This is a genomic window from Blautia sp. AF26-2 (assembly GCF_003460955.1).
GTDB lineage: Bacteria > Bacillota > Clostridia > Lachnospirales > Lachnospiraceae > Fusicatenibacter > Fusicatenibacter saccharivorans.
In genome coordinates this window covers 36,094-61,504 of record NZ_QTWD01000015.1, presented here as the reverse complement: position 1 = coordinate 61,504, position 25,411 = coordinate 36,094, and the positions used below count along the sequence as shown (strand labels likewise).

Sequence of the window (25,411 nt, the reverse complement as noted above, 5' to 3'; positions counted from 1 at the left end):
GATCAGCAGCCCAGCTCTTCGGTCAGCTCGCAGATCTCATCGATGATCGATCCAATCGTCTCGATCGTATCGAGAAGCGGTGCATCCGTCGAGATATCAACGCCGGCCATTTTTGCCAGCTCTTCCGGTGTCTTCGTGCTTCCGGCGGTCAGTACCTTTTTCCAGTCATCGACAGCGGTCTGGCCTTCGGTTTCGATGCGCCTGCAGACCTGTGTGGCAACGGTCAGTCCGGCGCTGTAGGTGTAGGAGTAAAGTCCCATATAGTAATGCGGCTGGCGCATCCAGGTGAGCGCTGCGTCATCGGAAATTTCCACATCATCGCCCCAGAACTTCTGCAGGGTCTCTTTCATAATGCTGCTTAACGTCTCAGCCTGTACGCTGTCGCCGGCATCGATGAGCTTGTAAACCTCGCGCTGGTAAGCAGCCTCCATCAGATGGGTGACGAAGTTATGATAATATGTGTTGCTGATCATACAGCTTAAAACCCAGCGGCGGAACCGTTTGTCCGGGGTCGTTTTCAGCAGATAATGAGCCATAAGAAGCTCGTTCATGGTAGACGGCGCCTCGACAAAATAAGAGGAAACCTCGGTATCGAGAATCGCCTGTGCGCCGTTGCAGAGACGGAAATGGCCGGCGTGGCCGAGTTCATGCGCCAGCGTGAAAACATCTGCCATGCGGTTATTCCAGCTTAAGAGAATAAAGGAACCTTTTCCGTACGGGCTGGCACAGAAGCCGCCGGTGGATTTTCCCTGGTTCTGTGCAAAGTCAACCCAGCGTTTTTTGTATGCCTCCTGAATCATGGAAACGTAATCATCACCGAGAATGGCAAGGCCTTTTTCGATGTACTGTTTTGATTCCTCGATCGTGACAGACGGATCGTACTCCGGGTCGACGGCGATTTTCAGATCGGCGAAGGTCATGCGGTCAAGGTTGTGAACCTTTTTCAGCAGGCGGGCATATTTGCGCATATGCGGAGCCAGGCGGGTGGTGATGAGATCGATCTGGCGGTTGTACAGCTCACGGCTGACCTGCTGCGGGAACAGCAGAGAATCGATGACGGAATTGAAGCCGCGCAGCGTGGCCATGGTCTTTTCTGTCTGCAGCTGGGCATTGTAAGCAGCTGCCGTTACATTTTCGTACTGTCTGATTTTTGCAGAAAAGGCGGAGAATGCACTGCGGCGGATATCGGTGTCTTTTTCGTATTCGTAATTATCTTCAAACAGGGAGTAGCCGAGCGGATATTCTTTTCCGTTTACGGTGAAAGAATCAAATTTCATATCGGCAAGCTTTGCCATGTTGTAGATCTGGTACGGAGCAGAGAAGGTCTGGGACAGAGCGGAAATGGCACGCTCGGTTTCCGGGCTCAGGCGGTGTGCCTTGTTGCGGAGAATCTCGGCGAGATAGCAGCGGTTCGTATCTGACTGCTGCATGGCCTCGTTCAAAACATCCTCGGACTGTTCGGAAAGCTCGCTCTCGATAAAGGTGAGACGGCTGAAAATCTCAGAGATCAGGCTGTTGATGCGGTCGTTGCGCGTCTGGTTTGCACTGTTGTAATAGTCGACAGAGACGGCGAGATCGCAGTAGTTGGCGGTCAGTGTGATCAGACGGTAGACCTCCTGGTAATCGTCGAGGCAGTGGTTGATCGTGGCTGCATCGGTGAGGTTTCCTTTGTAGGATGCTTCCATAGAAAGACTTAATTCTTTCATTTTCTGCGCATCAGCCAGCATGGCCTCCTCGGTTGGATAAATTAAAGACAGGTCCCAGGTAAGTTCTACAGGAACGTCATCGCGTTTTGCAAGTTCCATAACAATCTCCTTTCCATAAAAAAGGGGAGGTTTCCCTCCCCAGGAATTACTTCCTTATGTTTCTATATTCTGTTTTTGGGTTTTATTCTGTGGTTACTTCGCTTTCTTCCTGTGGAGAAACTTCACGATCCGCACAGCTTTCTTTTTCAGCGTCTTCTTCTTCGGACTCTGCGGTTTCGCTTTCAGCTTCTGTATCAGCTGTTTCGGAACCTTTATTGCAAGCTGCAGATTCCGGATCCGGTGCAGCATCCTCCGCACCTTTCGTTTTCGGAAGGGTCGTATAAGTACGTTCAGCAGGAGCAGGCTCTTCCTCTTCAAATTCGTCTTTAAAATCGTCAAAATCTGTTTCAAGATCTGCTTTTCCTTTCCGGATAAAATAGACTGCCGCACCGCAGGCTGCGCCGACAGCGGCAGAAGCCAGAGTAAGCAGAATACGTTTTGATTTTCGTGACATCTCGATTCAAGTCTCCTTTCAAATGCCGTCCTTTGAAACTATTGTAATACAGTTTCAACAAAAAAGAAAGTAAAATCTTACAGAATTCGGAAAAAGTGCCAAAGAAAACAAGAAAAAGAAGGTTTCCTGACACAGAAACAGAATCAGGCAAGGATAAACTTACGAAGAATCTCCGCCACGCCGCTGTGATTGCAGTCGTTTTCCGTGATATAATCGGCACTCGCCTTTACGGCATCGGTCGCATTTTTCATGGCGGCACCGACGGCAGCTGCCTCGATCATCGAAATATCATTTTCCTGATCTCCGGCAGCCACGGTGTTGGCAAGCGGAATCTGAAGAAGCTCGCAGAGTTTTTTCACGGCATGGCCCTTGGAAACGTGTTCCGGGACATGCTCGAGGTAATGCGGGCTGGAGTAGAACATCGAAATTTTTCCTTTTGCCCACGGCTCCATGGCAGCGCGGTAAGCGTCCATTTTTGTACGGTTGTGGAGATCAATCACGATCATCTTGCATGGTTCCTCGGCGAGGTGTTCCGGCAGAAGCGGATCTTCCACGACGGGAATGTGGATTGCCTGTGTGTAAACGCGCGTTTCCTCGCCTGCATGGCGGCAGAGAAGGGAGGTGTCGGAGTAGGTGTGGCAGTAGAGGCCTGCCTCCTGCGTTTTTTCAAAGATCACGCGTGCATATTCGAGCGGAATCGTGCGGCGGTACAGCGTTTTCTTTGCAGCACAGTCGTAAATCAGTCCGCCGTTGAAAGCGATGGCATAGCAGCCTTCGCGGTCAAGTCCGAGCTCTTTTAAGATCGGCAGAAAGCCGGAGAGCGGGCGGCCGGTGTTGAACACAATTTTGTGGCCGGCAGCAAGTGCCTCTGAAATGGCATCCATGTTTTCTTTTGTCACCTGCTTTTCGGAATTCAGCAGGGTATCATCCATATCGGTAAAAAATATTTTCACAGTCTGATTCATATTCTCTTTTTTTCCTTTCCAAGAATCTGAAAAACAGTTTCATTTTAGCATAAAGTGCCGGAAAAGAAAATATGGTTGCGCAGGGAAAAAATACAGGATATAATGATTGCGGACAAGAAGAGAGAGAAGAAAGAAAATCGAAGAACAAAAGAGACAAAGAAGGGAAGTCAGAATATGATAAAAGCTTGTATCTTTGACCTGGACGGTACCATCGCAGACACTGTAGAGTCGATTGCGCACGCAGTCAACCGCGTTCTGGAACATTTTGGACTTGTGCCGCGCCCGGTAGAAGCCTTCAACTTTTACGCCGGAGACGGTTTCGATCTGGCAGTGGAGCGCGCTTTAAAAGACGCCGGAGATGCAGAGCTCAACTATCTGCAGGAGGGCATCCGCCTTGGCCGCGCGTGGTTCAACGAGGACCCGCTGTATCACGTAAAACCGTATCCTAATATGCGGGAAACCCTGACCGCGCTGCGGGAAGAAGTTCCGATTGCCGTATGTTCCAACAAGCCGCACGAGGCGGCCATCCACGTCGTGGAGAGCGTGTACGGACCGGGCTTTTTCAACCGGATTCAGGGGCAGACCGCAGAAATCCCGAGAAAGCCGTCTCCGATCGGTGCGCTCGCGATTGCAGACGCACTCGGCGCCAGACCGGAAGAGTGCCTGTACTTTGGCGATACCAATACGGATATGCAGACCGGAAACGCCGCAGGCATGTTTACCGTTGGTGTGACGTGGGGATTCCGCCCGCGCCAGGAGCTGATCGACAACCATGCGATGGAGCTGCTCGACCGGCCGGAGGAAATCTTAACGCTTTTTCACAGAAAGAATCAGGAAAAATAAAACGAACAGAGGAGAAAACCAGAATGGGAGAATATACTGAAGAATGCATCAACACATTTTTAATGAATCAGGGCCAGTTATTCGACGAGCCGGTGGCTGAAAATTACGATGAGGCAGAGGCCTTTCTGGAGGACTGCCTTGCAGTCGTTGCCGACAATCTGGACGACGTGCGCGCCTACATGGAAGAAGAGGGCATGGACGTGGAAGAAATGTCGGATGCAGAATTAGAAGAGCAGAGCGAAGTCTTTGCCCTGCCGGACGGACAGTATCTGATCGTGATGGGATAAAAAACGAGAGGAAATTAAAAAAGAATGAAATATGATGTCATTATTATCGGCGCAGGCCCGTCAGGTATTTTCTGTGCCTATGAACTGCTGAAAGAAAAACCGGATCTGAAGGTGCTGATGATCGAAAAAGGACGTTCGATCGAGAGCCGTCAGTGTCCAAAGAGAAAAACGAAAAAATGCGTGAACTGCAAACCGTGCTCGATCACAACGGGATTTGCCGGAGCAGGCGCATTCTCCGACGGAAAGCTTTCTCTTTCCCCGGATGTCGGTGGAAATCTGCCGGAGATTTTAGGATATGAAAAGACGGTTGAGCTGATCCATGAGTCCGACCAGATCTATCTGGATTTCGGCGCAGACAAGAATGTTTACGGTGTCGATAAAGAAAAAGAGATCCGTGAGATCCGCCGCAGAGCGATCAACGCCAACCTGAAGCTGATCGAATGTCCAATCCGCCATCTCGGAACCGAGGAGGGATACAAGATTTACAGCCGCCTCGAGGATCACTTAAAAGAGATCGGCGTGGAGATGAAATTCAACACGATGGTCAATGATATTACGATCGAGGACGGCCGTGCGACAGCTGTAACACTTGAGGACGGAACGGTTTACGAGGCAGATGAGATTGTCTCCGCAGTAGGCCGCGAGGGAGCCGACTGGTTCTCACATATCTGCAACGGCCACGGCATCGAGACCGAGGTCGGAACCGTCGATATCGGTGTCCGCGTGGAAGTCCGCGACGAGGTCATGGAGTTCCTGAACAAGAACCTGTACGAGGCAAAACTCGTTTACTATACCCCGACTTTTGACGACAAAGTGCGTACCTTCTGTACGAACCCGTCCGGTGAGGTGGCAACTGAGTATTATGAAAACGGTCTGGCAGTTGTAAACGGTCACGCCTACAAATCCCAGGAGTTCAAGACAAACAACACGAACTTTGCCCTCCTGGTATCCAAGAACTTTACGAAACCATTTAAAACCCCGATCGAGTACGGCAAACAGATCGCACAGCTTTCCAACATGCTCTGCGACGGCAAGATCCTCGTTCAGACGTACGGCGATTTCAAACGCGGAAGAAGAACGACAGAAGAGCGTCTCTGCCGCAATAACCTGATCCCGACCTTAAAAGATGCCGTTCCGGGCGACCTTTCCCTGGTATTCCCGCACCGTATCATGGTCGACATTGCCGAGATGATCGAAGCCCTCGACAAAGTAACACCGGGTATCGCCAGCGATGAGACACTGCTGTACGGCGTAGAAGTCAAATTCTATTCCAACAAAGTTGTTGTAGACAAAGACTTCTGCACCAGCGTCAAAGGCCTCCGCGCCATCGGCGACGGCGCATCCGTAACCCGCGGCCTCCAGCAGGCAAGCGCAAACGGACTGTCGGTTGCGAGAAGCATTCTGAAAAGCATGAAATAAGAGAGAACGAAAAAAGATCCTTCGTCTGTGAAATGAGACGGAGGATCTTTTTTTGCGCCGGAAAGAGGGGGGTTTCAGATTATATGCCGTACAGCTTCCGGAACTGCTTCGGCGTTGTCCCGGTCTGCTGGCGGAAAACCGAGATAAAGTAGCTGACATCGCGGTAGCCGCAGAGGGCGGCGATGCCGTCGAGCGTAGTGTAGGGACGGCTGATGAGAAGCTCCTTGGCGCGGCTGATGCGCAGAACGCTGATGTACGAGCGGACAGAGCTGCCGACAAAACGCTGGAACAGGCGTGTCAGATACTGCGGCGTGATATGGAGCTGTTCCGCGAGATCATCCACATTGAGCGGGTCGGAAAGATGACTTTCGATTTCCTGCATTGCCGGGCGGACATACTGGAGATACAGCGGATGCTCCGTCCGGGAAAGGCCGGTGCGGAGCTGGGAAAGGCGTGTCAGGAACTCAAAGCATCCGACGGAGAGCGCAGCATCGTCGATGTCATTTTTCAGAAAATGTGAGTCGATTATGCGGTCAATCCATTCCTGAAACCACGCGCCCTCTGAGGCCGGAACGAAAAGATACGGCGAGACGGCACAGATTTTATAGAGATCATCGGAGAGCTTTCCGTCAAAGGTCAGAAAGGATGTAAACCACATCCCGCTGCCGTCGTTTTCGCGGTATTCATGCGGCACATGCGGAGCAATCAGAACACCGTCACCTGGTTTCAGCAAAAGTTTCTGGCCTTCGAGGGTCAGCAGCCCTTCGCCGCGTTCCGTCTGGATCCAGTGATATAAGGGGAATCCGTTCGGGCGCACAACGGGCTCCTGCAGCCAGCGGTTGCCGATGCTGTCAGCGGAGAGGGAAAAATCGGAGGCGGATGGTTTAAAGAAAATAGGCATAACAGTCAGTTCCTTTCTGAAAGAAAAGTCTAAAATAAGATTCCGGAATGAGTTTCGAAAATTCATACTTTTTAGACAAGCATATCATACTTTTCTCACAAAGACCAGTATATAATAGAGCCATCAAAACGAGATATCCAAACACAGGAGGAATCAAAAAAATGCAGCCAAAATTCAAAAAAATGTTATACGGAGGAGACTACAACCCAAACCAGTGGCCAAAAGAGATCTGGGATGAGGATATGAAACTTTTCCATCAGGCCGGCATCAACAGCACCACGATCAACGTATTTTCCTGGGCAAAAATCCAGCCGTCCGAGAATGAGTACGACTTTACAGAGCTCGATGAGATCGTAGACACCCTGACAAAAGAGGACGTCCAGATCGTCATGGCAACATCCACCGGCGCACTCCCGGCATGGATGGTACACCGTTATCCGGAAGTGGCAAGAACCGATTTCGAAGGACGCCATCACAAATTCGGTCATCGCCACAATGCCTGCCCGAACAGCCCGGTTTTCCAGAAATATGCAAAGCGCCTGGCAGAAAAACTGGCAGAGCGTTACGGCGACAACAAAAACATCGTCTGCTGGCACATCAGCAATGAGTACGGCGGCGAGTGCTACTGCGAGAACTGTGCAAAAGCGTTCCGCGTATGGCTGAAAGACAAATACAAAACACTCGATGAAGTCAACAAGGCATGGAACATGGAGTTCTGGGGCCACACCATCTACGACTGGGACGAGATTGTACCGCCGAACGATCTGGGAGACGGAATGCCATGGGGAAGCGGCACTGCATTTGCAGGAATGTCCCTCGACTACATGCGTTTCAACTCCGACGGCATGCTGAACAACTACAAAATGGAGCGTGACGCGATCCGCAAATACGACAAAGAAACACCGATCACCACAAACCTGATGGGAACGTACAAAGGTCTCGACTACTTCAAGTGGGCAAAAGAAATGGATATCGTATCCTGGGACAACTACCCGAGCTACAATACACCATGGAGCCACGTAGCTATGACCCACGACCTGATGCGCGGCCTCAAAGACGCACCGTTCATGCTGATGGAGCAGACTCCGAGCCAGCAGAACTGGCAGCCGTACAACTCCTTAAAGAAACCGGGCCAGATGCGCGCACAGAGCTATCAGACCGTTGCACACGGCGCAGACACGATTCAGTTCTTCCAGCTGAGAAGAAGCGTCGGCGGATGCGAGAAATTCCATGGTGCTGTTATCGCACACGCAGGAACCGCAGATACCCGTGTCTTCCGTGAGGTAACCCAGCTCGGAAAAGAACTGGAGAAAATCGGAAGCCGTGTGATGGGCTCCGAGAACCACGCAAAAGTCGGCATCATCTTCGACTGGGAAAACTACTGGGCACTGGAGTACACCAGCGGACCGAACCGCGATTTACGTTACGTAGACCAGATCGAGCAGATGTACAATTACTTCTATAACAAGAACATCGCTGTCGATATGATCCCGATCGACGCGGACTTCTCCAAATATGACCTCGTTGCAGCACCGGTTCTCTACATGGTAAAAGACGGTGTGGCAGAGAGCCTGGAGGCTTATGTACAGGCGGGCGGAACCCTCATCACCACCTACATGAGCGGTATCGTCGGACAGTCGGACAACGTTCATCTCGGCGGATACCCGGGACCGCTCAGAAAAATGGCAGGCGTATGGGTAGAAGAGATCGACGCTCTTGCACCGGAGCAGAGAAACAAGATCCGTTTCGCAGACGGAACCGAGGAAGAGTGCCGTCTCGTATGCGACCTGATGCACCTCGAAGGAGCTGAAGAAATCGCACAGTATGAGAGCGATTTCTATGCAGGCATGACTGCTGTTGCAAAAAATCAGTTCGGAAAAGGAACCGTATATTATGTCGGAACCGAACTTTCTGAGAGCGGCCTTGCAAAAGTTCTTGCTATGGCAGCAGACGGCGCAGCCATCCAGCCGGTGATTGGAGAAGCAACAGCACTCGAGATCACAAAACGCCAGGCAGACGGCGAGGATCTGTACTTTATCATCAACTTCAAAGATGAGGAGATTCCGCTTCCGGCAGTCTTCGACGGAAAAGAAGATATCCTGACCGGCGAGAAAGTACAGGGCGGCGAGATGCTGAAGAAATACGATCTGCAGATTGTCAGCGTTCCGAGAGCATAATATAAAACATATTATATAGCAGAAAGATAACAAAAAAGACACAGCAGAAGGCAGAAAGATACTTCCAGCTGTGTCTTTTTGATGCTGTGAATTTATGCGGGTGCTTAGTGGGAAAACGAAGCCCGTGCGACGATGTTCTCCATCTCGCCCCATTTCTCCTCCATATCCGCTACAAGCGCGATCTGTGTCCGCGCCCGTACGAGGTTGTGCTCCGGGTAAGCGGTTTTGAAGTAGGTATCGCCCATCAGGTAATCGGCGAGAAAACGGATGCCGCATTCGAGGGTCATTAATTTTGCACCCATCGGCAGCATTTCGACTTCCGCGCGGGTCAAAGAGCCTGCGCAGCCTGCGAGAAAGCCCTTTGTATAGCTCTCAAAGAGAGGAAGGGAAAGAGACACCTTCGAGACATCCTGTTCGTCCTCAGCAGCCGTATTCGCGCCGAAGCGGATGGAATCGCCGAAGTCAAAGATCGACAGTCCCGGCATAATGGTGTCCAGGTCGATGACGCAGATGCCCTCGCCGGTTTTGTCATCAATCATAATGTTGTTCAGCTTCGTATCGTTGTGCGTTACGCGGAGCGGCAGCTCGCCCGAGGCCTTCATGCGCTCGGCTACGCCGTAATCGTCTGCGTGGTCGAGGAAAAACGCCATCTCATCCGAAACGTTTTTCAGCCGTCCTTTCGGATCCGCCTGCGCCGCCTGTAAAAGCGCCTGGTAGCGGAGCGGTGTGTTGTGGAAATCCGGGATCGTCTCGAAAAGAGAGGCGGACGGAAAATCGGAGAGCATCTGCTGGAAGCGGCCGAAAGCATTACCGGTCTCGTAAAACAGCTTTGGATCTGTCACGGCATCATAGCAGGACGCATCGGAAATAAAGAGAAATGCGCGCCAGAATTCGCCGCGCTCATCGACGAAAAACCAGGCATCGTCTGTCGTTGGAATCAGGTTCAGCGTCTCGCGGAATGGATCTCCTCCTGCGGCTGTGATTTTTTTCCGCAGAAATGATGTTACCTGTGCAATATTCTGCATCAGCTCCGTTGGATTGTGGAAAACGGTGCGGTTCATGCGCTGCAGAATCGATTTGCGGAGGACGCCGTTTTCGGTGGAGCGCACCAGAAACGTATCGTTGATATGGCCGTTCCCGTGCGGCGTCCAGTCTGTAATCGTTCCCGGGAAAGCAAATGCGTGGACAATGGAAGAGAGTTCTTCCTGTGTGTATGTAATCATCATGGGTATAAACTCCTTATTTTAATTAGAAAAACCTGATTAAGTAAAGCACACGCAGGGCGAAAAGTCAAGAAAAGGGCGCGAAACGATTGACAACGAGCGGCATTTCTGACTATAATAGACAGTAATTTAAGAAAAAACAAAACCTAAAATGCAGTGACAGGGAGGAGTACCTGGCGGCGCAAAGCAAAGAGAGGAGATGGCTGGTGAGAATCTCCGTGAGCGTGCCTGCGGAAGTAGCCCTCGAGCAGTGGACTGAACAGAAAAAGCGGACAGCAATGTTTTCCAAGTAGGCTCCAACGTAGTTCCCACGTTACCGGGATGCCGTATCGGATGAAAAAAGTTAAATCCTGTACGGAATGAGCAGAAGTGTATTCTTCTGGAATTCAGGTGGTACCGTGGATGGAAACATTCTCCCTGAACGTAAGGCACAGCAAAGGTGTTTTATGTTCGGGGATTTTTTATGCAGCAAATTTAGAACAGGAGGTTTTCATATGAAACAGATTACAGGAAACAAACTTCTGGTAAAGGCTCTGAAGGAGGAGGGTGTCGAGTATCTCTTCGGTTATCCGGGAGCCTGCACCATCGATATCAGTGATGAACTTTACAAACAGGATGAAATCAAAATCGTTCTGCCGCGCCACGAGCAGGCGCTGGTGCATGAGGCGGATGCCTATGCGAGAACGACAGGAAAAGTCGGCGTATGCCTCGTTACCAGCGGCCCTGGTGCAACCAACCTGGTCACCGGTCTTGCAACGGCAAACTACGACAGCGTTCCGCTTGTCTGCTTCACCGGACAGGTAGCCCGCCACCTCATCGGAAACGATGCATTCCAGGAGGTTGATATCGTCGGCATCACCCGCAGCATCACGAAATACGGCGTGACGGTAAGAAACCGTGAAGATCTCGGACGCATCATCAAAGAAGCCTTTTACATCGCCCGCACCGGAAAACCGGGCCCGGTGCTCATTGATCTTCCAAAAGATGTCATGGCAGAGCTCGGCAGCGCAGAGTATCCGAAGAACGTCAACATCCGCGGCTACAAACCGAACACCAGCGTACACATCGGCCAGTTAAAACGTGCGCTGAAAATGCTCGCAAAAGCAAAACGCCCGCTGTTTCTTGCCGGAGGCGGCGTCAACATCGCACATGCGCAGGAAGTGTTCCGCGAAGTGGTCGAGAAAACACAGGTGCCGGTTGTCACAACCGTTATGGGACGCGGCGCGATCTCCACGAAACACCCGCTGTTCATCGGAAACCTTGGCATGCACGGCGCGTATGCGGCGAATATGGCAGTCAGCGAGTGCGATCTGCTGTTCTCGATCGGAACACGTTTCAATGACCGTATCACCGGAAAGCTGCATGAATTTGCCCCGCACGCGCAGATTGTCCACATCGACATCGACACAGCTTCGATCTCCCGAAACATCCACGTCGATATTCCGATCGTAGCCGATGCAAAAGAGGCGATCACGAAGATAGCAGAGTACGTAGAGCCATGCTCCACATCGAAATGGCTTGCCCAGATTGATGCCTGGAAGAACGAGCATCCGTTGACGATGCGCCCGAACGGCGTGATGGGACCGCTCGATATTTTCAACGCGATCAACGAGCAGTTTGACGATGCGATTATCGTCACCGACGTCGGACAGCACCAGATGCTGACAAGTCAGTACGTCGACATTACCGAAAACCGCCAGATCATCATGTCCGGCGGCCTTGGAACGATGGGATACGGCCTTCCGGGCGCGATCGGAGCAAAAATCGGCAACCCGGACAAACCGGTCATCGCGATTTCCGGTGACGGCGGTATGCAGATGAATATTCAGGAGCTGGCGACTGCCGTTCTCGAGGAGCTGCCGGTCATCCTGTGTATCTTCAATAATGAATACCTCGGCATGGTACGCCAGTGGCAGAAGCTGTTTTACGGCAAACGGTACAGCATGACAAACCTGCGCGCCGGTGCACTTTCCCGCAGAACAGACGGAGAAGAGTACCCGGAATACACGCCGAATTTTATCAAATTGGCTGAGAGTTACGGCGCAAAAGGCATCCGCGTCATGAAGAAAGAGGATATCGCCGCAGCGTTTGAAGAGGCGAAGAAAAACACCAAGACTCCGACGATCATCGAATTTATCATCGATCCGGAGGAGATGGTTTACCCGATGATCAAGCCGGGCGGAACGCTCGAAGATATGATTATGGACTGTTAGGAGGAGAGCGCGATGAATAAGGGAATGAAAAAAAGATGGATTTCACTGTACGTAGAAAACCAGGTTGGTGTCCTTTCCAAGATTTCCGGGCTTTTTTCCGCAAAAAGCTATAACCTGGACAGCCTGACCGTCGGAACGACCGAGGACCCGACCGTATCGCGTATGACGATCGCCACGGTCAGTGACGATGAGACGTTTGAGCAGATCAAAAAACAGCTGAACCGCATGGTCGAGGTCATCAAAGTCATCGACTTCACCGACGTGTTTGTGCGCATGAAAGAGATTCTGTATATCAAGGTATTCAACTGCAGCGCAGCTGACAAAGTCGAGCTGTTCCAGATCGCTGAGACGTTCAAGGCGAAGGTCATCGACTACGGAAAAGACAGCCTGCTGCTCGAGTTTGTCCAGACGGCGACGAAAAACGATGCAGTTGTGAAGCTGATGAAAGAGGAATTCAGCAAGATCGAAGTCGTGCGCGGCGGAAGCGTCGGTATCGAGTCGATCAATGTGATGGAGCGGTAAAAGAGAGGACGTTTTTGCGTGAACGAAAAGAGTATTACCACAATTACGTTAAAAAAGATTAATAAGAAAAGTGTGTATCAGTACATCTATGAGCACCGCCAGACGGCGAAGCAGCAGATTGTGCAGGATCTGACGATGGGGCTTTCGATGCACAGCGGAACGCTCGAGCATATCTGCATCGACCCGGAAGGGCCGGAGTGCTACTGCGCTTCTTTTTATTGAAGAGTTTCTGCAGTCGGAATTTTAATTTTTAGTTATAGAATTTCAGGGATAGAAAATCCGGGAACGGAAAGTTTTACATTGCTTTCCATTCCCGGATTTTTTCTGCTTTTTATCAGTGTTCGTTTTTAGATAAACATCGCATAAATCGACGCTCCGACCACAGTCAGAATACCTGCAACTGCAATCGAAAGGCTGCTCATCGCGCCCTCGACATCGCCCATCTCCATGGCCTTCGCCGTACCGATCGCATGGGAGGCCGATCCGATACTGATGCCCTTTGCAATCGGCTCCTCAATGTGAAACAGCTTGCAGAGCGTCTCCGCCAGCATATTTCCCAGCACACCCGTGATGATGATAACGGCAACCGTGATCGTCACCGCACCGCCGAGCTCTTCCGAAACACCCATGCCGATGGCCGTTGTGATGGATTTCGGCAGCAGTGTTACATACATTTTATGATTCAGATTGAAGATCAGCGCCAGCGCGAGAACCACGGTAAGGCTCGTCAGCACGCCGGAGAGAATACCGGCGAGGATGGCTTTGATATTCTTTTTCAATGCCTCCATCTGCTCATACAGCGGAATCGCAAGGCAGACCGTTGCAGGAGTCAGCAGATAGCTCAAGTATTTTGCACCGTCATTATAATTCTGATAATCGATATCGAAAACAGCAAGGAATACAATGACGACTGCAATGGAAATCAGCAGCGGATTGAAAATCGGAAGCCCAAATTTTTTCTTTAACAGCATGCCGAGCTCATACGCCAGAAGGCTGATGACAACGCCGAAAAATGCAGATTCACAGAACATATTTGTCATTTTGCGTCCCCTCCTTTGTGTTTCTTTTCCAGCCGGATGACCGCCTGTGTCACGCGTCCGGACACAACCATAACGACGATGGTGCTGACGAGCGTAATCACGAGAACCGGAACGAGAACGGCTTTTAATTCACCCCAGGATTCCATCAGGCCGACGCCCGCCGGAATGAACATGACCGGCATGATCTCAATCATAAACTTGCCTGCGTCCTCGACGGCATCAAGTTTTAATGCCCCCGTCATCAGAAGCGCCAGCATCAGCACAAGACCGTAGATACTTGCCGGAATCGGAAGCGGCAGCACGGCGTGCAGGATTTCTCCGACGAACGAAACCGCCATAATTACAAGGAACTGTCTTAATAATTTCACTTTTTCTGTTGTCCTTTCTCCCCATAACCCACATAACATCACTCCTTCTCAATGTCACGACCCCGATTATACTACCCGCATAAAAGAATTTCAACCGTAAATGTTACTGCAATTTTGGCGATTTTTGCCAAAAAAAGCAAAAAAATGCCCGCCAATCAAACGAAAAAGTGAAATCGGTGGGCATTTTAACATGATTTTTTGAGTTGATCCGATACGGAACTTTTTAAGCATTGCTTTCGGCATTTTTCCGATCCGGCAGAACGAAGATAAAGATCAGCGAACTGACAAGCAGCATGCCCGGATAGAAGAGGTTTGCCATGATTTCAAAGGCGGAGAGCTCATATCCCAGTTCATGCACCGCGGAAATCGCCACGAGCATCTGCGCGCCGTACGGCAGGATGCCCTGTGAGATGCAGGAGAAGGTATCGAGGAGCGATGCCGTTTTCCGTGGGGTGATGCCGTAGTCCTCGGACATCTGCTTTGCGATCGGGTTTGCCATGACGATCGCGACGGTGTTGTTTGCGGTCGCAATGTCGAGCAGCGCGACGAGAATGCCGACACCGAGCTGGCCGCCCTTTTTTCCGCAGAAGATTTTATGAATGGCACGAAGCAGGACAGTAAAGCCGCCGTTTTCCCGGATCAGCGCGCACATCGCAGCGACAAGAATCGCAACCATACATGTCTCAAACATACCCGAAGTGCCGCTTCCCATGCTGGAGAGCATATCCAAGAGCGTCGTCTGTCCCGTACCGAGCATGATAACGGCACCGGAAGCAATACCGATAAGGAGTACGACAAACACCTGAATGCCCGCGATGCCGCCGATCAGCACGAGCAGGTACGGAACCATCTGCAGCAGATGGTATTCGTGGACGATCGGTGTGCCCGGCGCCTGTCGGAAGGAGATTACAAGGATCAGCGCCAGCGTGGCAAGAGCAGCCGGGAGAGCGATCCAGAAGTTTTCGCGGAACTTGTCTTTCATCTCGCAGCCCTGTCCGTTGCAGGCGGCGATTGTCGTGTCGGAGATGAAGGAGAGGTTGTCGCCGAACATGGATCCGCCCATGACGGAGGCGACGCAGAGCGCCAGCGAAAAGCCGGAGGTCTCGGCAACAGCAGCGGCGATCGGCACGAGAAGCGTGATCGTTCCGACGGAGGTTCCCATGGCCGTGGAGACGAAGCAGGCAACGACAAAGAGCACAGCGACGGCATATTTTGCCGGAATCCAGGAGAGCATGAAATAGGCAACGCTCTCTGCACTGCTCCTTCCGACAACGCCGACAAACGTGCCTGCGGCGAGGAAGATCAGCAGCATTGTGATGATGTTTTTGTCCCCGATGCCCTGTCCCATGAGGGCGAGCTTTTCTTCAAACGGGACACTGCGGTTCTGCAGACAGGCGACGAGGATCGCTGCCAGAAACGCGACGACGATGGGGATGTTGTAGAAGCCCATCGGAATTTTTAAAATATACTCGGAATAAATGCCGAGCCCCAGATAAAACACCAGAAAAACGGCGATCGGGAGCAGGGCGGATGGCTTTCCTTTTTTCATAGAAATAAATACCAGACCTTTCGTGTGATTTTCCTTATTTTTTAATAGGGCGAATAGAATTATTCTATCATCTGGATCAGAAATCGTAAAGTAAAAAAGCAGGAAAAAACACGCCGGACATCTGGTAAATTCCAGAAATCCGGCGTGTTTTATAAGAGGTGCGTTTTACTGTGCCTATGCTTTATCATTTTGCAAGGAGCATCATAATCTGATTGCTTCTGCTTACGAATTTTGTCATCTCGTCCGGAGAGAGCGGTTTGTGGCTGATCATTGCCAGATCATACAGCTGCTCGCAGAACAGGGATGTGTTGTCGTTCTCGCCATTCTTCAGAATGTACTGAACGAGCGGATGTTTTGCATTCAGGATCAGGGTTTCCTGTCCGCCGAACATGGACGGATCCATGCCGGTCATGCCATACATCTTCATCATATCCTGCATCCGGCGGCTCTCCTCGGAAAGCGTTACCATGGAGGATACATTTTCGTCTTTCAGGTTCTCAACTTTGACGGTCAGGTCTTTCTTGTCGAGGACTTTGCGGAAGAGATCGGTCAGAGTATTTGTAGCGTCGGTCAGATCTTCACCGGACTCGTCTTTCATATCGTTGGTCAGATCTGCATCGATGCGCTGGAAAGTTACATGCTCGTTGTAACGCTCTGCATGGGTGATGAAAGCGGAGTCGATGTTGTGTTTCAGGATGACAGCATCCATGCCCTGACTGCGGAACATGTTGATATACTGGCTCTGCTGAACTTCGTCGGTGACGTAGTAAACAGTCGTTTTTTCCGGCTCTTTCTTCTCGTCAGCGTTTTCCGTATTTTCGGTATTCTCCGTAGTTTCAGCCTTCTCTTCGGTGTTCTCTGCAGGAGCTTCTTCTTTCTTATTCTCGTTGATGCAGTCCTCAAGAGTCAGATATTTTCCGTCGATGTTCTTGAATAGAATATAGTCCATCATCTTCTTGGAGAATTTCTCGTCCTTGATGCATCCGTATTTGATGAATGGGTTGATATCATCCCAGTATTTCTCGTAATTCTCACGGTCGGTTTTGCACATGCCGGAGAGCTTGTCAGCGAATTTCTTGGAGATGTACTCGGAGATCTTCTTGACAAATCCGTCGTTCTGCAGTGCGCTTCGGGATACGTTCAGCGGCAGATCCGGGCAGTCGATGACGCCTTTTAAGAGCATCAGGTATTCCGGAATGACTTCTTTGATGTTGTCGGCAATAAATACCTGGTTGTTGTACAGCTTGATGGTTCCCTCGATGGAATCGTACTCGGTGTTGATACGCGGGAAGTAGAGGATACCTTTGAGGTTGAACGGATAGTCCATGTTCAGGTGGATCCAGAACAGCGGCTCGCGGTAGTCGTTGAAGACTTTGCGGTAGAATTCTTTATAATCCTCATCGCTGCACTCGTTTGGATGTTTGGTCCACAGCGGGTGGATATCACTGATGGAAACCGGGCGTTTGTTGATTTTTACTTTCTCTTTGGCCGGGGAAACTTCAACCTGCTCTTTCGTTCCGTCTTCTTTTTCTTTCTCTTCGTATTTTGCGTCCTCGTGGATGTGCTCTACGACAACGTCGTCGTCTTTTAATTCGCTTTCATCGATGGTCTCGTATTCCTGCGGCGCATTTGCTTTGGACAGGAAAATTTCAACCGGCATGAAGGAGCAGTATTTTTCCAGAACTTCGCGGACACGGTATTCGTTTGCGAATTCCAGGCAGTCCTCGTTCAGGAACAGAGTGATTTCGGTACCAACAGTTGTCTTGCTGCCCTCGGACATATCGTACTCGGTGCTTCCGTCACAGGTCCAGTGAACCGGTGTGGAGCCTTCTTTGTAGGAAAGAGTATCGATGTGCACTTCGTCGGCTACCATGAAAGCAGAGTAGAAACCAAGACCGAAGTGGCCGATCATCTGATCTGAATTCGTTTTGTCTTTGTATTTCTCCAGAAATTCGGTAGCGCCGGAGAAGGCGATCTGGGTAATATATTCTTCGACTTCGTCTGCGGTCATACCGATACCGTTATCGATGAATTTTAAGGTTTTCTCATCCGGGTTTACAATCACCTGAATGGCTGCTTTGTAGTCATCCGGCAGAGTATATTCGCCCATGCCGTCGAGTTTTTTCAGTTTGGTGATGGCATCGCAGCCGTTGGAAACGAGCTCACGGACAAAGATATCGTGGTCGGAATACATCCATTTTTTGATAATCGGGAAAATATTGTCGCTGTTGATTGAAAGATTTCCATGTTTCGCACTCATGAGAAACACACTCCTTTTCTTATAAAAATATTTTGATCCAGCAAAGCGGGAATATCATGCTTTTTTAGATGTCTGCAGCTTTTTTACTGCTCTGATAGTTATAGTAATACTGGCACAGGGAAAAGTCAAGGGGAAATTAGCACTCGAGAAAAAAGAGTGCTAACAGAACGACGGAAAGTATTGAATTTACTGGTATTACGGTACTTTCTAAACTTTTTGTAAAGTCTGATCAGAAGGGCTGCGCAGTTGTTTCTGGAGAATGGATATGCTACAATGAAAAAGCATAGAAGCGTTTCGAACAGAAAGATTCCGAGGGTACATAAAAGAAAAAATGGAGGAAATACATGACAAATGCGACAAAGGCGGCGCTGGAAGCGTCGTTAAAAAAGCTGCTTTTGAAAAAGCCGCTGGACAAAATTACGATCAACGATCTGACGACAGACTGCGGCATCAGCCGGATGGCGTTTTATTATCATTTTAAGGATATCTACGATCTTGTCGAATGGTCGTGCCTGGAGGATGCGACGCAGGCGCTGCAGGGGAAGAAAACGTATGAGACATGGCAGGAAGGCCTGCAGCAGATTTTTGAGGCAGTGCTCGAGAATAAACCATTTATTATGAATGTCTATCACTCTGTAAGCCGGGAGCAGATCGAAACATATCTCTTTCATCTGACGCACGATCTGCTGTACGGTGTCGTACAGGAAAAAGCAAAGGGAACCGGCATCTCCGAGGCGGATCAGAGTTTTATCGCAGATTTCTATAAGTATAGCTTTACCGGTGTCATGCTCGACTGGATCAAAGACGGAATGAAAGTGGATTACCATATGATTGCGGAAAAAATGCACCGCACGATGGAAGGAAATGTCGTCAATTCCATCCGAAATTTTGAAAAAAGAAATAAAATATAGTTACACTTTACAAAACAGGGCGGATGATAAAAATTTAATCATCCGCCCTGTTTTGTAAATGGAAAAGCGGGGAAAAATGAAGTAAGATTCAAATTGTCAACAGACAATGGCAACACAAATAGAAACTTGTAAAACAAAGAAAGCAGCATAACCTATACGAACCGGAAATTCGAAAAAACATTCCGGCAGTCGTATTTAGAAAAGAAAGGATGAACGTCTATGTCAAAAAAAGGATTAAAATTCGGAATCGCATCAGCAGCAGTCATCGGAGCTGGAGCAGCAGTGCTGCAGGCAAAAAACAAGAGTGAAGCAAAAAAAGCAGCGGAGACAACCACTGTAACATCAGAACCAAAGAATGATTACCGCAACACCGAGCGCGGAAAAGATAAGAAAAACAGCAAAGGCATTTATTACACCAACGGAAACTACGAAGCCTTCGCAAGACCGGAAAAACCGGAAGGCGTCGATGAGAAGAGCGCATACCTCGTAGGAAGCGGCCTCGCAGCCCTCGCAGCAGCGTGCTTCCTTGTAAGAGACGGCCAGATGAAAGGCGATCACATCCACATTCTGGAAGCCATGGACATCGCCGGCGGTGCCTGCGACGGTATCTACGATCCGACCCGCGGCTACATCATGAGAGGCGGCCGTGAGATGGAAAACCACTTCGAGTGCCTGTGGGATCTGTTCCACAGCATCCCGTCAATTGAGACACCTGGTGTATCCGTTCTTGATGAGTATTACTGGCTGAACAAAAAAGACCCGAACTACTCCCTGTGCCGTGCAACGAAGAACCGCGGCGAGGATGCCCATACCGACGGAAAGTTCAACCTGAGCCAGAAAGGCTGCATGGAGATCATGAAACTCTTCATGACAAGAGACGAGGATCTGTACGACAAGACGATCGAGGATGTTTTCGATGATGAAGTCTTCAATTCCACCTTCTGGCTGTACTGGAGAACGATGTTCGCATTTGAAAACTGGCATAGTGCACTGGAGATGAAGCTGTACTTCCAGCGGTTCATTCACCACATCGGCGGACTGCCGGACTTCTCCGCACTGAAATTCACGAAGTACAACCAGTATGAATCCCTGATTCTTCCGATGAAGAAATACCTCGAGGATGCCGGCGTAGACTTCCAGTTCAATACCGAAGTAACCAACGTTATCTTTGAAATCAACGATGGAAAGAAAGTAGCAAAAGCCATTGAGTGCAAGGTAAACGGTGTCGAGAAAGGCATCGTTCTCACCGAGAATGACCTCGTCTTCGTTACCAACGGAAGCTGCACCGAAGGCACGATCTACGGCGATCAGAACCATGCACCGAACGGTGATGCAGAGGTCCGCACGAGCGGCTGCTGGAGCCTGTGGAAAAACATTGCAAAACAGGATCCGTCCTTTGGACATCCGGAGAAATTCTGCTCCGATATTGCAAAGACAAACTGGGAATCCGCAACAATTACCACTCTCGACAATAAGATCATTCCGTATATCACCAATATCTGCAAACGTGATCCGAGAACCGGAAAGGTTGTTACCGGCGGTATCGTAAGCTGCCAGGATTCCAAGTGGCTTTTAAGCTGGACCATCAACCGTCAGGGACAGTTCAAAGAGCAGGATAAAGATAAGGTATGTGTATGGGTTTACAGCCTGTTCACCGACGTACCTGGCGACTATGTGAAGAAACCGATGAAAGAGTGCACTGGTAAAGAGATCACCGAAGAGTGGCTGTACCACCTCGGCGTGCCGGTTGACCAGATTCCGGAGCTGGCAGAGAACAGCGCTGTCTGCGTACCGACCATGATGCCGTATATCACCGCATTCTTTATGCCACGAAGAAAGGGCGACCGCCCGGATGTCATCCCGGATGGCTGCGTCAACTTCGCATTCCTCGGACAGTTCGCTGAGACACCAAGAGATACCATCTTCACGACAGAGTATTCCGTTCGTACCGCAATGGAAGCTGTTTACGGACTCCTCGGCGTAGACCGCGGCGTGCCGGAAGTATGGGGCAGCGTTTACGATATCCGCGATCTGCTGGACAGCTCCGTGAAACTGATGGATGGAAAATCTCCGCTGGAAATCGAGCTTCCTGGACCGCTCAACCTGCTGAAAAAACCTCTGCTGAAACTGGTAGATGGAAATGTAGTTGGAGATCTCTTAAAAGAGCATGGAATTATCAAAGAGGATATGGTGAAATAAGAAATAGAAAATAAGTAAGAAATGCAATAAGACCTGCGCTTTCAAACGGCGCAGGTCTTATTGCGTTTCTATGCATGCTCTCAAACAATTAAGCAGAGTTCTTCGTGAAAAACAGCGCGGCACAGACGGCGGCGATGCCTCCAGCGAGCTTTGCAACGAGAAGCGGCACGACAAAATCAGGATCGGTGCCGAACGTAAATCCCATATGTGCGGCGATGGTCGATGCGGCGGAGACGAGGAAAGCTGCGTTTACAATCTTTCCGCGCTCGTCCATTTTTTCCATCATTGTGATCGCCGGAACAGGGCTGACAATGCCCATCAGAAGGCCGGCGGCACTGCTGTCGTTCATGCCGGTTCTTCTTCCAATAAAAGAGAGCGGCTTTTTGAGCACCAGCTGTAAAAGCTCCGCCGTCGGAAGGCTGCCGAGCAGTACAATGCCGATGGACGAGACGACCGCCATCGCGTCCTCCAGCGGCGCAAGGTCCGGGAGCAGCGAAAAGCCGGTCATATAGCAGAACGCACCCGCGATGAGGCCGATCGTCGTCAGAAGCCGGATCACATCTGCAAATACCGTGAACGCGCGCACGGTCTGCTCCGGAAAACGCCAGATGCCGAACATCAGCAGAAAGCAGAAGAGGAGCACCGGGAGCGACTGAAGTACGATCTGCAGAAAAGAGAGCCCTGAGAGCAGTCCGCCGACGATCATCGTGACGGGAAGCGTGCCCGTGCCGATCAGCATGCCGCGGGAGAAAAAGAGGCGGTCGCCGCTTTTCAGCATTCCCATGCCGACCGGAATCGTAAAGGTGATGGTACAGCCAAGCGTCGCCGCAATCACAAGTCCTGCGTAGCGCACCATCTCCTGCGATGCCGAAAGCTCTCCGGCGAGCTGGTAGCCGCCCATGTCAATGGCGAGAATGCCGGCGAGAAGTCCCGCATCCAGCCCCAAAAAGTTCCAGATGGGAACGAGGGCGAAACGGAGAAAGCGGGAGAGCAGCGGGGTGAGGCAGATGATGCCCGACATGGAAAGTGCCGTCGGTCCAAGCAGCGTAAAGCCCTCCTCAAACCGTTTTCCAAGTCCGAAGCGATTGCCAGCGATCCGGTCGACACCGCCGAGTACCGCGCCGACGGCCATGATCCACATAATAATCTGATTCATAAAAAGAGAACCTTTCTAAATAAGTATTTTGTCTTTATATCTGTTCTTCAAATGCAATTTCATTTTTCAGCAGAAACTGGCGGACTTCCTCATCGAAGACGCGGTCGAGCGACTTGTCCATCGTAAAGATTTTGAGGGAAGTTCCGGTGGTAAGTAAGAGTTTTCCGTCCTTATACTGAAAATTCAGAAAGCATCCAAACACGTTCTCTATTTCCAGTGGCAGCGCATGGTCCGCGATCATTTTTTCGCACGCCGCCTGCGGAAGCTGAAACACAAATTTGAACTGCAGGGGTGTCCGTTTTCCTTTGATGACGGAATAGCAGAACGGTTTCACATCTTTCCAGAGAAGCCGCGTCCGCCCTTTTTCTTTTAAGAGCTGCGCGTCGTCGGGATCGAAAAAGTCCGTGTGAAGACTGCCGTCGATGGAGAACGTCGTAAACGTTGTGATCGACGCCTCAGAGACGGGAAAGCGGTCAAATGTCTCGAGACGGAGCAGGGTGTTCATAAAATTCTTTAACTGTGTAATCTGCAGGATAATCATCCGTAGTTAAAACCAGCCTTTCTTTTTAAAATACCAAATTTCAACAGCAACAATGAGAATACAGACGCCGATCAGGATGAAGTACGCATACGGGGCAGAAAGCTCAGGCATATGCGTAAAATTCATGCCGTACCAGCCGGCGATCAGGGAAAGCGGGAAAAAGATCGTCGAGACGACCGTCAGAATCCGCATCGTATCGTTCTGACGCAGGTCGATCTGCGCCTGCTGCATCTCGCGGATCTGCAGGGCGTACTCCCGCAGCATCTGGGTGTGGTCGTACAAACGGTCCACGCGGTTTCCAAGGCGCGAAAACTGACGGGCGCATTCCGGGGGAAGAAAGTGATTTTCGTCCTCGGAGAGTATTTCGCACATGTCGAGAAGCTGCTGGTAATAGGCATGGAACACGAGCAGCTCCCGACGAATCGTGATCAGGGTCCGCTGCAGCTCTTTTGGCAGAGTGTCGAGAAGAGACTCCTCGATTGTCGCGAGGCGCTTCTCAAAATTCTGCAGATAGAGCATATCCTCCTGGATCAGCGATTCCAGAAACGAGAAAAACAGGTGGAAGACATCGGAAGTATCGAGCGGTTCTTCCGGGAAGAGGAGGCTCTGCAAAGCCGGAAGTGTCTGTTCGCCGGCTGCCAGAATAAGCTGCCCCCGGTCGAGATAAAACGCAAGCGAGAATGCAAGGTGAAGCGGATGCGTCTTGTCCGGGACGGCAAGCGATCCGACCAGGCAGTCAGGCAGCAGCTCTGCGCGGCAGTATTCGATGCGCTCCGGCTGCAGACTGCGCCGGAAAAGAGAAAATCCGGGCAGCGCCGCGCAGGCTTTGGAAGCTTCCGAAAACGAAAGCAGGGAAAGCCGGACCGAATCCGAAAAAGTCCATTCCATACGTACCACCTCCTGAAAATAAGCAATGGAAAAATATCCATAAACAAAAAAGCCGTATGACCGTAGTATACCGCAAAAAGGGGAGTGCGACAAGAAAAGGAAAAACTTTTAACGGAAAAACTTTTATTGGGAAAAAACTTTTTGCAATGGAGCACTAAGTATGTTATGATAAAATGTAGTTATCAAAACCACATGACAAAATATCAAAAAATTCACTGTGTCGAATTCGTCCCTAGTTCAGGAAGGTTTGAAAAAGAGCGGTGATTGGAAATACGAAACGTCCGCAGTGAGAAAAAGCGGAATCAAGTTTGGAGGGACAAAATATATGAGTTTTCACATTGTTGCAGACAGCTGCTGTGAACTGACAGCAGATATGAAAAAAAGCGGAAATATTGAAATTGCACCGCTGACCCTGGAAGTCGGCGGAGAATCCATTCTGGATGACGAGACATTTGACCAGAAATATTTTTTAAAGAGAGTAGCGGAATGCCCGGAGTGCCCGAAATCCGCCTGCCCGTCGCCGGATTATTTCCGGAAATCTTTTCTGAACGGAGCAGAACGGTGCTACGCGGTCACACTTTCCGCACAGCTCAGCGGTTCCTATAACAGCGCAGTGCTCGGTGCAAACCTGGCGCAGGAGGAGAACGAGGATCTGAAGATTCACGTATTCAATTCCAGAAGCGCATCGATAGGAGAGACCCTGATCGTGAAAAAAATCGTGGAGTGCGAGGAAGCCGGCATGAGCTTTGAGCGCGTCGTAGAGACAGTAGAACTCTATATCAGCACACAGAACACCTATTTCGTGCTGGAAAATCTCGAAACTCTGCGGAAAAACGGCCGCCTTTCCAAAACAAAAGCACTTGTTGCATCCGCGCTTAAGATCAAACCGGTTATGGGAGCCACATCGGAGGGCGATATCGTACAGCTCGATCAGGCGCGCGGCATCAACAAAGCACTGATGAAAATGGTCGATGCCATTGTAAATGACGCACAGCATGTAGAAAACAAAACGCTTGCCATCTCTCATTGCAACTGCCCGGAGCGCGCCGAGATGGTAAAAGAAGCCCTTCTGGAGCGCCTTGCGGTACAGGATGTCTTCGTACTCGATACCCAGGGCGTCAGCAGTATGTATGCAAATGACGGCGGAATTATCATTGCATTATAACTTTTCTCTTCCCTTTTTGTTGAAAATGTAGTATAATTTTCAACATGTTTGAAAGTGCCGCCGAGCACTTTTTAGAAATCAAAGGAGAAGTAGAACCATGAGTCAGGAAAAAGTTGACCGCTATAAAAAGGAAAAAGCGAACCGTGAGAAAATCATGAGACGTGAAAGATGGATCACGAGACTGGAAGTTACCGCTTTCGTCGTTGTTCTGGCTACCCTGATCGGCTGGTTCTCCGTTGCTGTTTACCAGAACTCGGTAGCAGAGAAAAAGGCGAACCGCACGACAGAAACCACAACGATGAACGTGACGGATATTCAGAATTATCTGAGCGAGACCAACACATCCAGCGACAGCTCTGATGCTTCCGATACATCTTCGGACAGCACAGCAGATACGGCAAGTGACAGCACAGCAGATTCCATCAGCGAAAGTACAGCGGAATAAGCAGAATTGTTAAAGAAAGTAAAAGCGCTTACCACAGACGGGAAAATCCCGGAGTGATAAGCGCTTTTGTTATAGAGATT

At 50.2% G+C, this 25,411-nt stretch carries 23 protein-coding genes and 1 other annotated feature; of the genes, 11 read left to right on the top strand and 12 right to left on the bottom strand.

Annotation, left to right across the window (positions count from 1 at the left end; all coding sequences use genetic code 11):
- Window positions 1-2: 2 nt before the first annotated feature.
- The 3 genes from pepF to DWY63_RS16320 form a co-directional block, all read right to left on the bottom strand.
- A complete protein-coding gene (gene pepF, locus DWY63_RS16330) occupies window positions 3-1,805 on the bottom strand; it encodes an oligoendopeptidase F (RefSeq protein WP_199607239.1) in 1,803 nt (600 codons plus the stop codon).
- 82 nt (window positions 1,806-1,887) lie between these two features.
- Window positions 1,888-2,259 (bottom strand): hypothetical protein, encoded by a 372-nt coding sequence (locus tag DWY63_RS16325; protein ID WP_055267483.1) that lies wholly within the window; start codon window positions 2,257-2,259, stop codon window positions 1,888-1,890.
- 143 nt (window positions 2,260-2,402) lie between these two features.
- Window positions 2,403-3,224 carry a Cof-type HAD-IIB family hydrolase gene (locus DWY63_RS16320; RefSeq protein ID WP_117802636.1) on the bottom strand — a complete coding sequence of 274 codons (822 nt, stop codon included), beginning with the start codon at window positions 3,222-3,224 and terminating at the stop codon, window positions 2,403-2,405.
- 174 nt (window positions 3,225-3,398) lie between these two features.
- Between DWY63_RS16320 and DWY63_RS16315 the strand changes: the two genes are divergently transcribed.
- Genes DWY63_RS16315 through DWY63_RS16305 form a run of 3 tightly spaced genes read left to right on the top strand, consistent with a single transcriptional unit; the run spans window position 3,399 to window position 5,773 of the window.
- Entirely contained in the window at window positions 3,399-4,067 is a 669-nt protein-coding gene (locus DWY63_RS16315; RefSeq protein WP_055221324.1) for an HAD family hydrolase, read from the top strand.
- Between the two features lie 23 nt (window positions 4,068-4,090).
- Window positions 4,091-4,354, top strand: a complete 264-nt coding sequence (locus DWY63_RS16310; RefSeq protein ID WP_055221292.1) for a hypothetical protein — start codon at window positions 4,091-4,093, stop codon at window positions 4,352-4,354.
- Between the two features lie 24 nt (window positions 4,355-4,378).
- Entirely contained in the window at window positions 4,379-5,773 is a 1,395-nt protein-coding gene (locus DWY63_RS16305; protein WP_022463087.1) for an NAD(P)/FAD-dependent oxidoreductase, read from the top strand.
- Window positions 5,774-5,852: 79 nt separating this feature from the next.
- Here the strand turns inward: DWY63_RS16305 and DWY63_RS16300 are convergent, their stop codons facing one another.
- The gene (locus tag DWY63_RS16300) at window positions 5,853-6,674 is read right to left on the bottom strand and encodes an AraC family transcriptional regulator (RefSeq protein ID WP_055267489.1); all 822 of its coding nucleotides are present in this window, start codon (window positions 6,672-6,674) and stop codon (window positions 5,853-5,855) included.
- A 161-nt stretch (window positions 6,675-6,835) separates the two neighbouring features.
- Here DWY63_RS16300 and DWY63_RS16295 point away from each other — a divergent pair, with 161 nt between their 5' ends.
- Window positions 6,836-8,851, top strand: coding sequence for a beta-galactosidase (locus DWY63_RS16295; protein WP_117760556.1), 2,016 nt, complete (start codon window positions 6,836-6,838; stop codon window positions 8,849-8,851).
- Between the two features lie 104 nt (window positions 8,852-8,955).
- Here the strand turns inward: DWY63_RS16295 and DWY63_RS16290 are convergent, their stop codons facing one another.
- Window positions 8,956-10,077, bottom strand: a complete 1,122-nt coding sequence (locus DWY63_RS16290; RefSeq protein WP_022463090.1) for a phosphotransferase enzyme family protein — start codon at window positions 10,075-10,077, stop codon at window positions 8,956-8,958.
- Window positions 10,078-10,221: 144 nt separating this feature from the next.
- Window positions 10,222-10,497 (top strand) — a binding site (T-box leader).
- A 71-nt stretch (window positions 10,498-10,568) separates the two neighbouring features.
- Between DWY63_RS16290 and ilvB the strand changes: the two genes are divergently transcribed.
- Genes ilvB through DWY63_RS18230 form a run of 3 tightly spaced genes read left to right on the top strand, consistent with a single transcriptional unit; the run spans window position 10,569 to window position 13,031 of the window.
- The gene (gene ilvB, locus DWY63_RS16285; RefSeq protein WP_117509739.1) at window positions 10,569-12,287 is read left to right on the top strand and encodes a biosynthetic-type acetolactate synthase large subunit; all 1,719 of its coding nucleotides are present in this window, start codon (window positions 10,569-10,571) and stop codon (window positions 12,285-12,287) included.
- Between the two features lie 12 nt (window positions 12,288-12,299).
- Complete coding sequence (ilvN, locus tag DWY63_RS16280; RefSeq protein WP_117509738.1) at window positions 12,300-12,809, top strand: acetolactate synthase small subunit; 510 nt, start codon at window positions 12,300-12,302, stop codon at window positions 12,807-12,809.
- A gap of 18 nt (window positions 12,810-12,827) precedes the next feature.
- On the top strand, window positions 12,828-13,031 hold the full coding sequence (locus tag DWY63_RS18230; protein WP_055227113.1) for a hypothetical protein: 204 nt from the start codon (window positions 12,828-12,830) through the stop codon (window positions 13,029-13,031).
- A gap of 125 nt (window positions 13,032-13,156) precedes the next feature.
- Here DWY63_RS18230 and DWY63_RS16270 read toward each other — a convergent pair whose 3' ends face one another.
- From DWY63_RS16270 to htpG, 4 genes are all read right to left on the bottom strand, one after another.
- Complete coding sequence (locus DWY63_RS16270) at window positions 13,157-13,849, bottom strand: LrgB family protein (protein ID WP_117760554.1); 693 nt, start codon at window positions 13,847-13,849, stop codon at window positions 13,157-13,159.
- On the bottom strand, window positions 13,846-14,217 hold the full coding sequence (locus DWY63_RS16265; protein ID WP_055221279.1) for a CidA/LrgA family protein: 372 nt from the start codon (window positions 14,215-14,217) through the stop codon (window positions 13,846-13,848). Before DWY63_RS16265 ends, DWY63_RS16270 begins: the two co-directional genes overlap by 4 nt.
- A 223-nt stretch (window positions 14,218-14,440) precedes the next feature.
- Window positions 14,441-15,766 carry a Na+/H+ antiporter NhaC family protein gene (locus DWY63_RS16260; RefSeq protein WP_117802635.1) on the bottom strand — a complete coding sequence of 442 codons (1,326 nt, stop codon included), beginning with the start codon at window positions 15,764-15,766 and terminating at the stop codon, window positions 14,441-14,443.
- A gap of 184 nt (window positions 15,767-15,950) precedes the next feature.
- The gene (gene htpG, locus DWY63_RS16255) at window positions 15,951-18,026 is read right to left on the bottom strand and encodes a molecular chaperone HtpG (protein ID WP_117802634.1); all 2,076 of its coding nucleotides are present in this window, start codon (window positions 18,024-18,026) and stop codon (window positions 15,951-15,953) included.
- A gap of 344 nt (window positions 18,027-18,370) precedes the next feature.
- Here htpG and DWY63_RS16250 point away from each other — a divergent pair, with 344 nt between their 5' ends.
- Entirely contained in the window at window positions 18,371-18,937 is a 567-nt protein-coding gene (locus tag DWY63_RS16250) for a TetR-like C-terminal domain-containing protein (RefSeq protein ID WP_022461989.1), read from the top strand.
- Window positions 18,938-19,156: 219 nt separating this feature from the next.
- A complete protein-coding gene (locus DWY63_RS16245; protein WP_117509736.1) occupies window positions 19,157-21,136 on the top strand; it encodes an oleate hydratase in 1,980 nt (659 codons plus the stop codon).
- Between the two features lie 88 nt (window positions 21,137-21,224).
- Here the strand turns inward: DWY63_RS16245 and DWY63_RS16240 are convergent, their stop codons facing one another.
- The 3 genes from DWY63_RS16240 to DWY63_RS16230 are packed head-to-tail and all read right to left on the bottom strand — an operon-like array spanning window position 21,225 to window position 23,721.
- Complete coding sequence (locus tag DWY63_RS16240; RefSeq protein WP_117802633.1) at window positions 21,225-22,292, bottom strand: ethanolamine utilization protein EutH; 1,068 nt, start codon at window positions 22,290-22,292, stop codon at window positions 21,225-21,227.
- Between the two features lie 34 nt (window positions 22,293-22,326).
- Window positions 22,327-22,833 carry a DUF5721 family protein gene (locus tag DWY63_RS16235; RefSeq protein WP_117802632.1) on the bottom strand — a complete coding sequence of 169 codons (507 nt, stop codon included), beginning with the start codon at window positions 22,831-22,833 and terminating at the stop codon, window positions 22,327-22,329.
- A 6-nt stretch (window positions 22,834-22,839) separates the two neighbouring features.
- Entirely contained in the window at window positions 22,840-23,721 is an 882-nt protein-coding gene (locus DWY63_RS16230) for a magnesium transporter CorA family protein (RefSeq protein ID WP_117802631.1), read from the bottom strand.
- A 325-nt stretch (window positions 23,722-24,046) separates the two neighbouring features.
- On the opposite strand from DWY63_RS16230, the gene DWY63_RS16225 reads away from it, so the two are divergent.
- Together DWY63_RS16225 and DWY63_RS16220 are read left to right on the top strand one after the other, a co-directional pair.
- Window positions 24,047-24,886 (top strand): DegV family protein, encoded by an 840-nt coding sequence (locus DWY63_RS16225; protein WP_117802649.1) that lies wholly within the window; start codon window positions 24,047-24,049, stop codon window positions 24,884-24,886.
- A gap of 97 nt (window positions 24,887-24,983) precedes the next feature.
- A complete protein-coding gene (locus tag DWY63_RS16220; protein ID WP_117802630.1) occupies window positions 24,984-25,331 on the top strand; it encodes a hypothetical protein in 348 nt (115 codons plus the stop codon).
- Window positions 25,332-25,411 lie beyond the last annotated feature (80 nt).

Bases quoted from the DNA above. Each gene is read 5' to 3' on its own strand.
- DWY63_RS16260 (WP_117802635.1), bottom strand. From the start codon at position 15,766: ATGAAAAAAGGAAAGCCATCCGCCCTGCTCCCGATCGCCGTTTTTCTG.
- DWY63_RS16270 (WP_117760554.1), bottom strand. From the start codon at position 13,849: ATGACAAATATGTTCTGTGAATCTGCATTTTTCGGCGTTGTCATCAGC.
- htpG (WP_117802634.1), bottom strand. From the start codon at position 18,026: ATGAGTGCGAAACATGGAAATCTTTCAATCAACAGCGACAATATTTTC.
- DWY63_RS16310 (WP_055221292.1), top strand. From the start codon at position 4,091: ATGGGAGAATATACTGAAGAATGCATCAACACATTTTTAATGAATCAG.
- DWY63_RS16240 (WP_117802633.1), bottom strand. From the start codon at position 22,292: ATGAATCAGATTATTATGTGGATCATGGCCGTCGGCGCGGTACTCGGC.
- ilvB (WP_117509739.1), top strand. From the start codon at position 10,569: ATGAAACAGATTACAGGAAACAAACTTCTGGTAAAGGCTCTGAAGGAG.
- DWY63_RS16325 (WP_055267483.1), bottom strand. From the start codon at position 2,259: ATGTCACGAAAATCAAAACGTATTCTGCTTACTCTGGCTTCTGCCGCT.
- DWY63_RS16235 (WP_117802632.1), bottom strand. From the start codon at position 22,833: ATGATTATCCTGCAGATTACACAGTTAAAGAATTTTATGAACACCCTG.
- DWY63_RS16225 (WP_117802649.1), top strand. From the start codon at position 24,047: ATGAGTTTTCACATTGTTGCAGACAGCTGCTGTGAACTGACAGCAGAT.
- DWY63_RS16220 (WP_117802630.1), top strand. From the start codon at position 24,984: ATGAGTCAGGAAAAAGTTGACCGCTATAAAAAGGAAAAAGCGAACCGT.
- DWY63_RS16295 (WP_117760556.1), top strand. From the start codon at position 6,836: ATGCAGCCAAAATTCAAAAAAATGTTATACGGAGGAGACTACAACCCA.
- DWY63_RS16305 (WP_022463087.1), top strand. From the start codon at position 4,379: ATGAAATATGATGTCATTATTATCGGCGCAGGCCCGTCAGGTATTTTC.
- DWY63_RS16290 (WP_022463090.1), bottom strand. From the start codon at position 10,077: ATGATGATTACATACACACAGGAAGAACTCTCTTCCATTGTCCACGCA.
- DWY63_RS16245 (WP_117509736.1), top strand. From the start codon at position 19,157: ATGTCAAAAAAAGGATTAAAATTCGGAATCGCATCAGCAGCAGTCATC.
- DWY63_RS16300 (WP_055267489.1), bottom strand. From the start codon at position 6,674: ATGCCTATTTTCTTTAAACCATCCGCCTCCGATTTTTCCCTCTCCGCT.
- pepF (WP_199607239.1), bottom strand. From the start codon at position 1,805: ATGGAACTTGCAAAACGCGATGACGTTCCTGTAGAACTTACCTGGGAC.
- DWY63_RS16320 (WP_117802636.1), bottom strand. From the start codon at position 3,224: ATGAATCAGACTGTGAAAATATTTTTTACCGATATGGATGATACCCTG.
- DWY63_RS16230 (WP_117802631.1), bottom strand. From the start codon at position 23,721: ATGGAATGGACTTTTTCGGATTCGGTCCGGCTTTCCCTGCTTTCGTTT.
- DWY63_RS16250 (WP_022461989.1), top strand. From the start codon at position 18,371: ATGACAAATGCGACAAAGGCGGCGCTGGAAGCGTCGTTAAAAAAGCTG.
- ilvN (WP_117509738.1), top strand. From the start codon at position 12,300: ATGAATAAGGGAATGAAAAAAAGATGGATTTCACTGTACGTAGAAAAC.
- DWY63_RS16315 (WP_055221324.1), top strand. From the start codon at position 3,399: ATGATAAAAGCTTGTATCTTTGACCTGGACGGTACCATCGCAGACACT.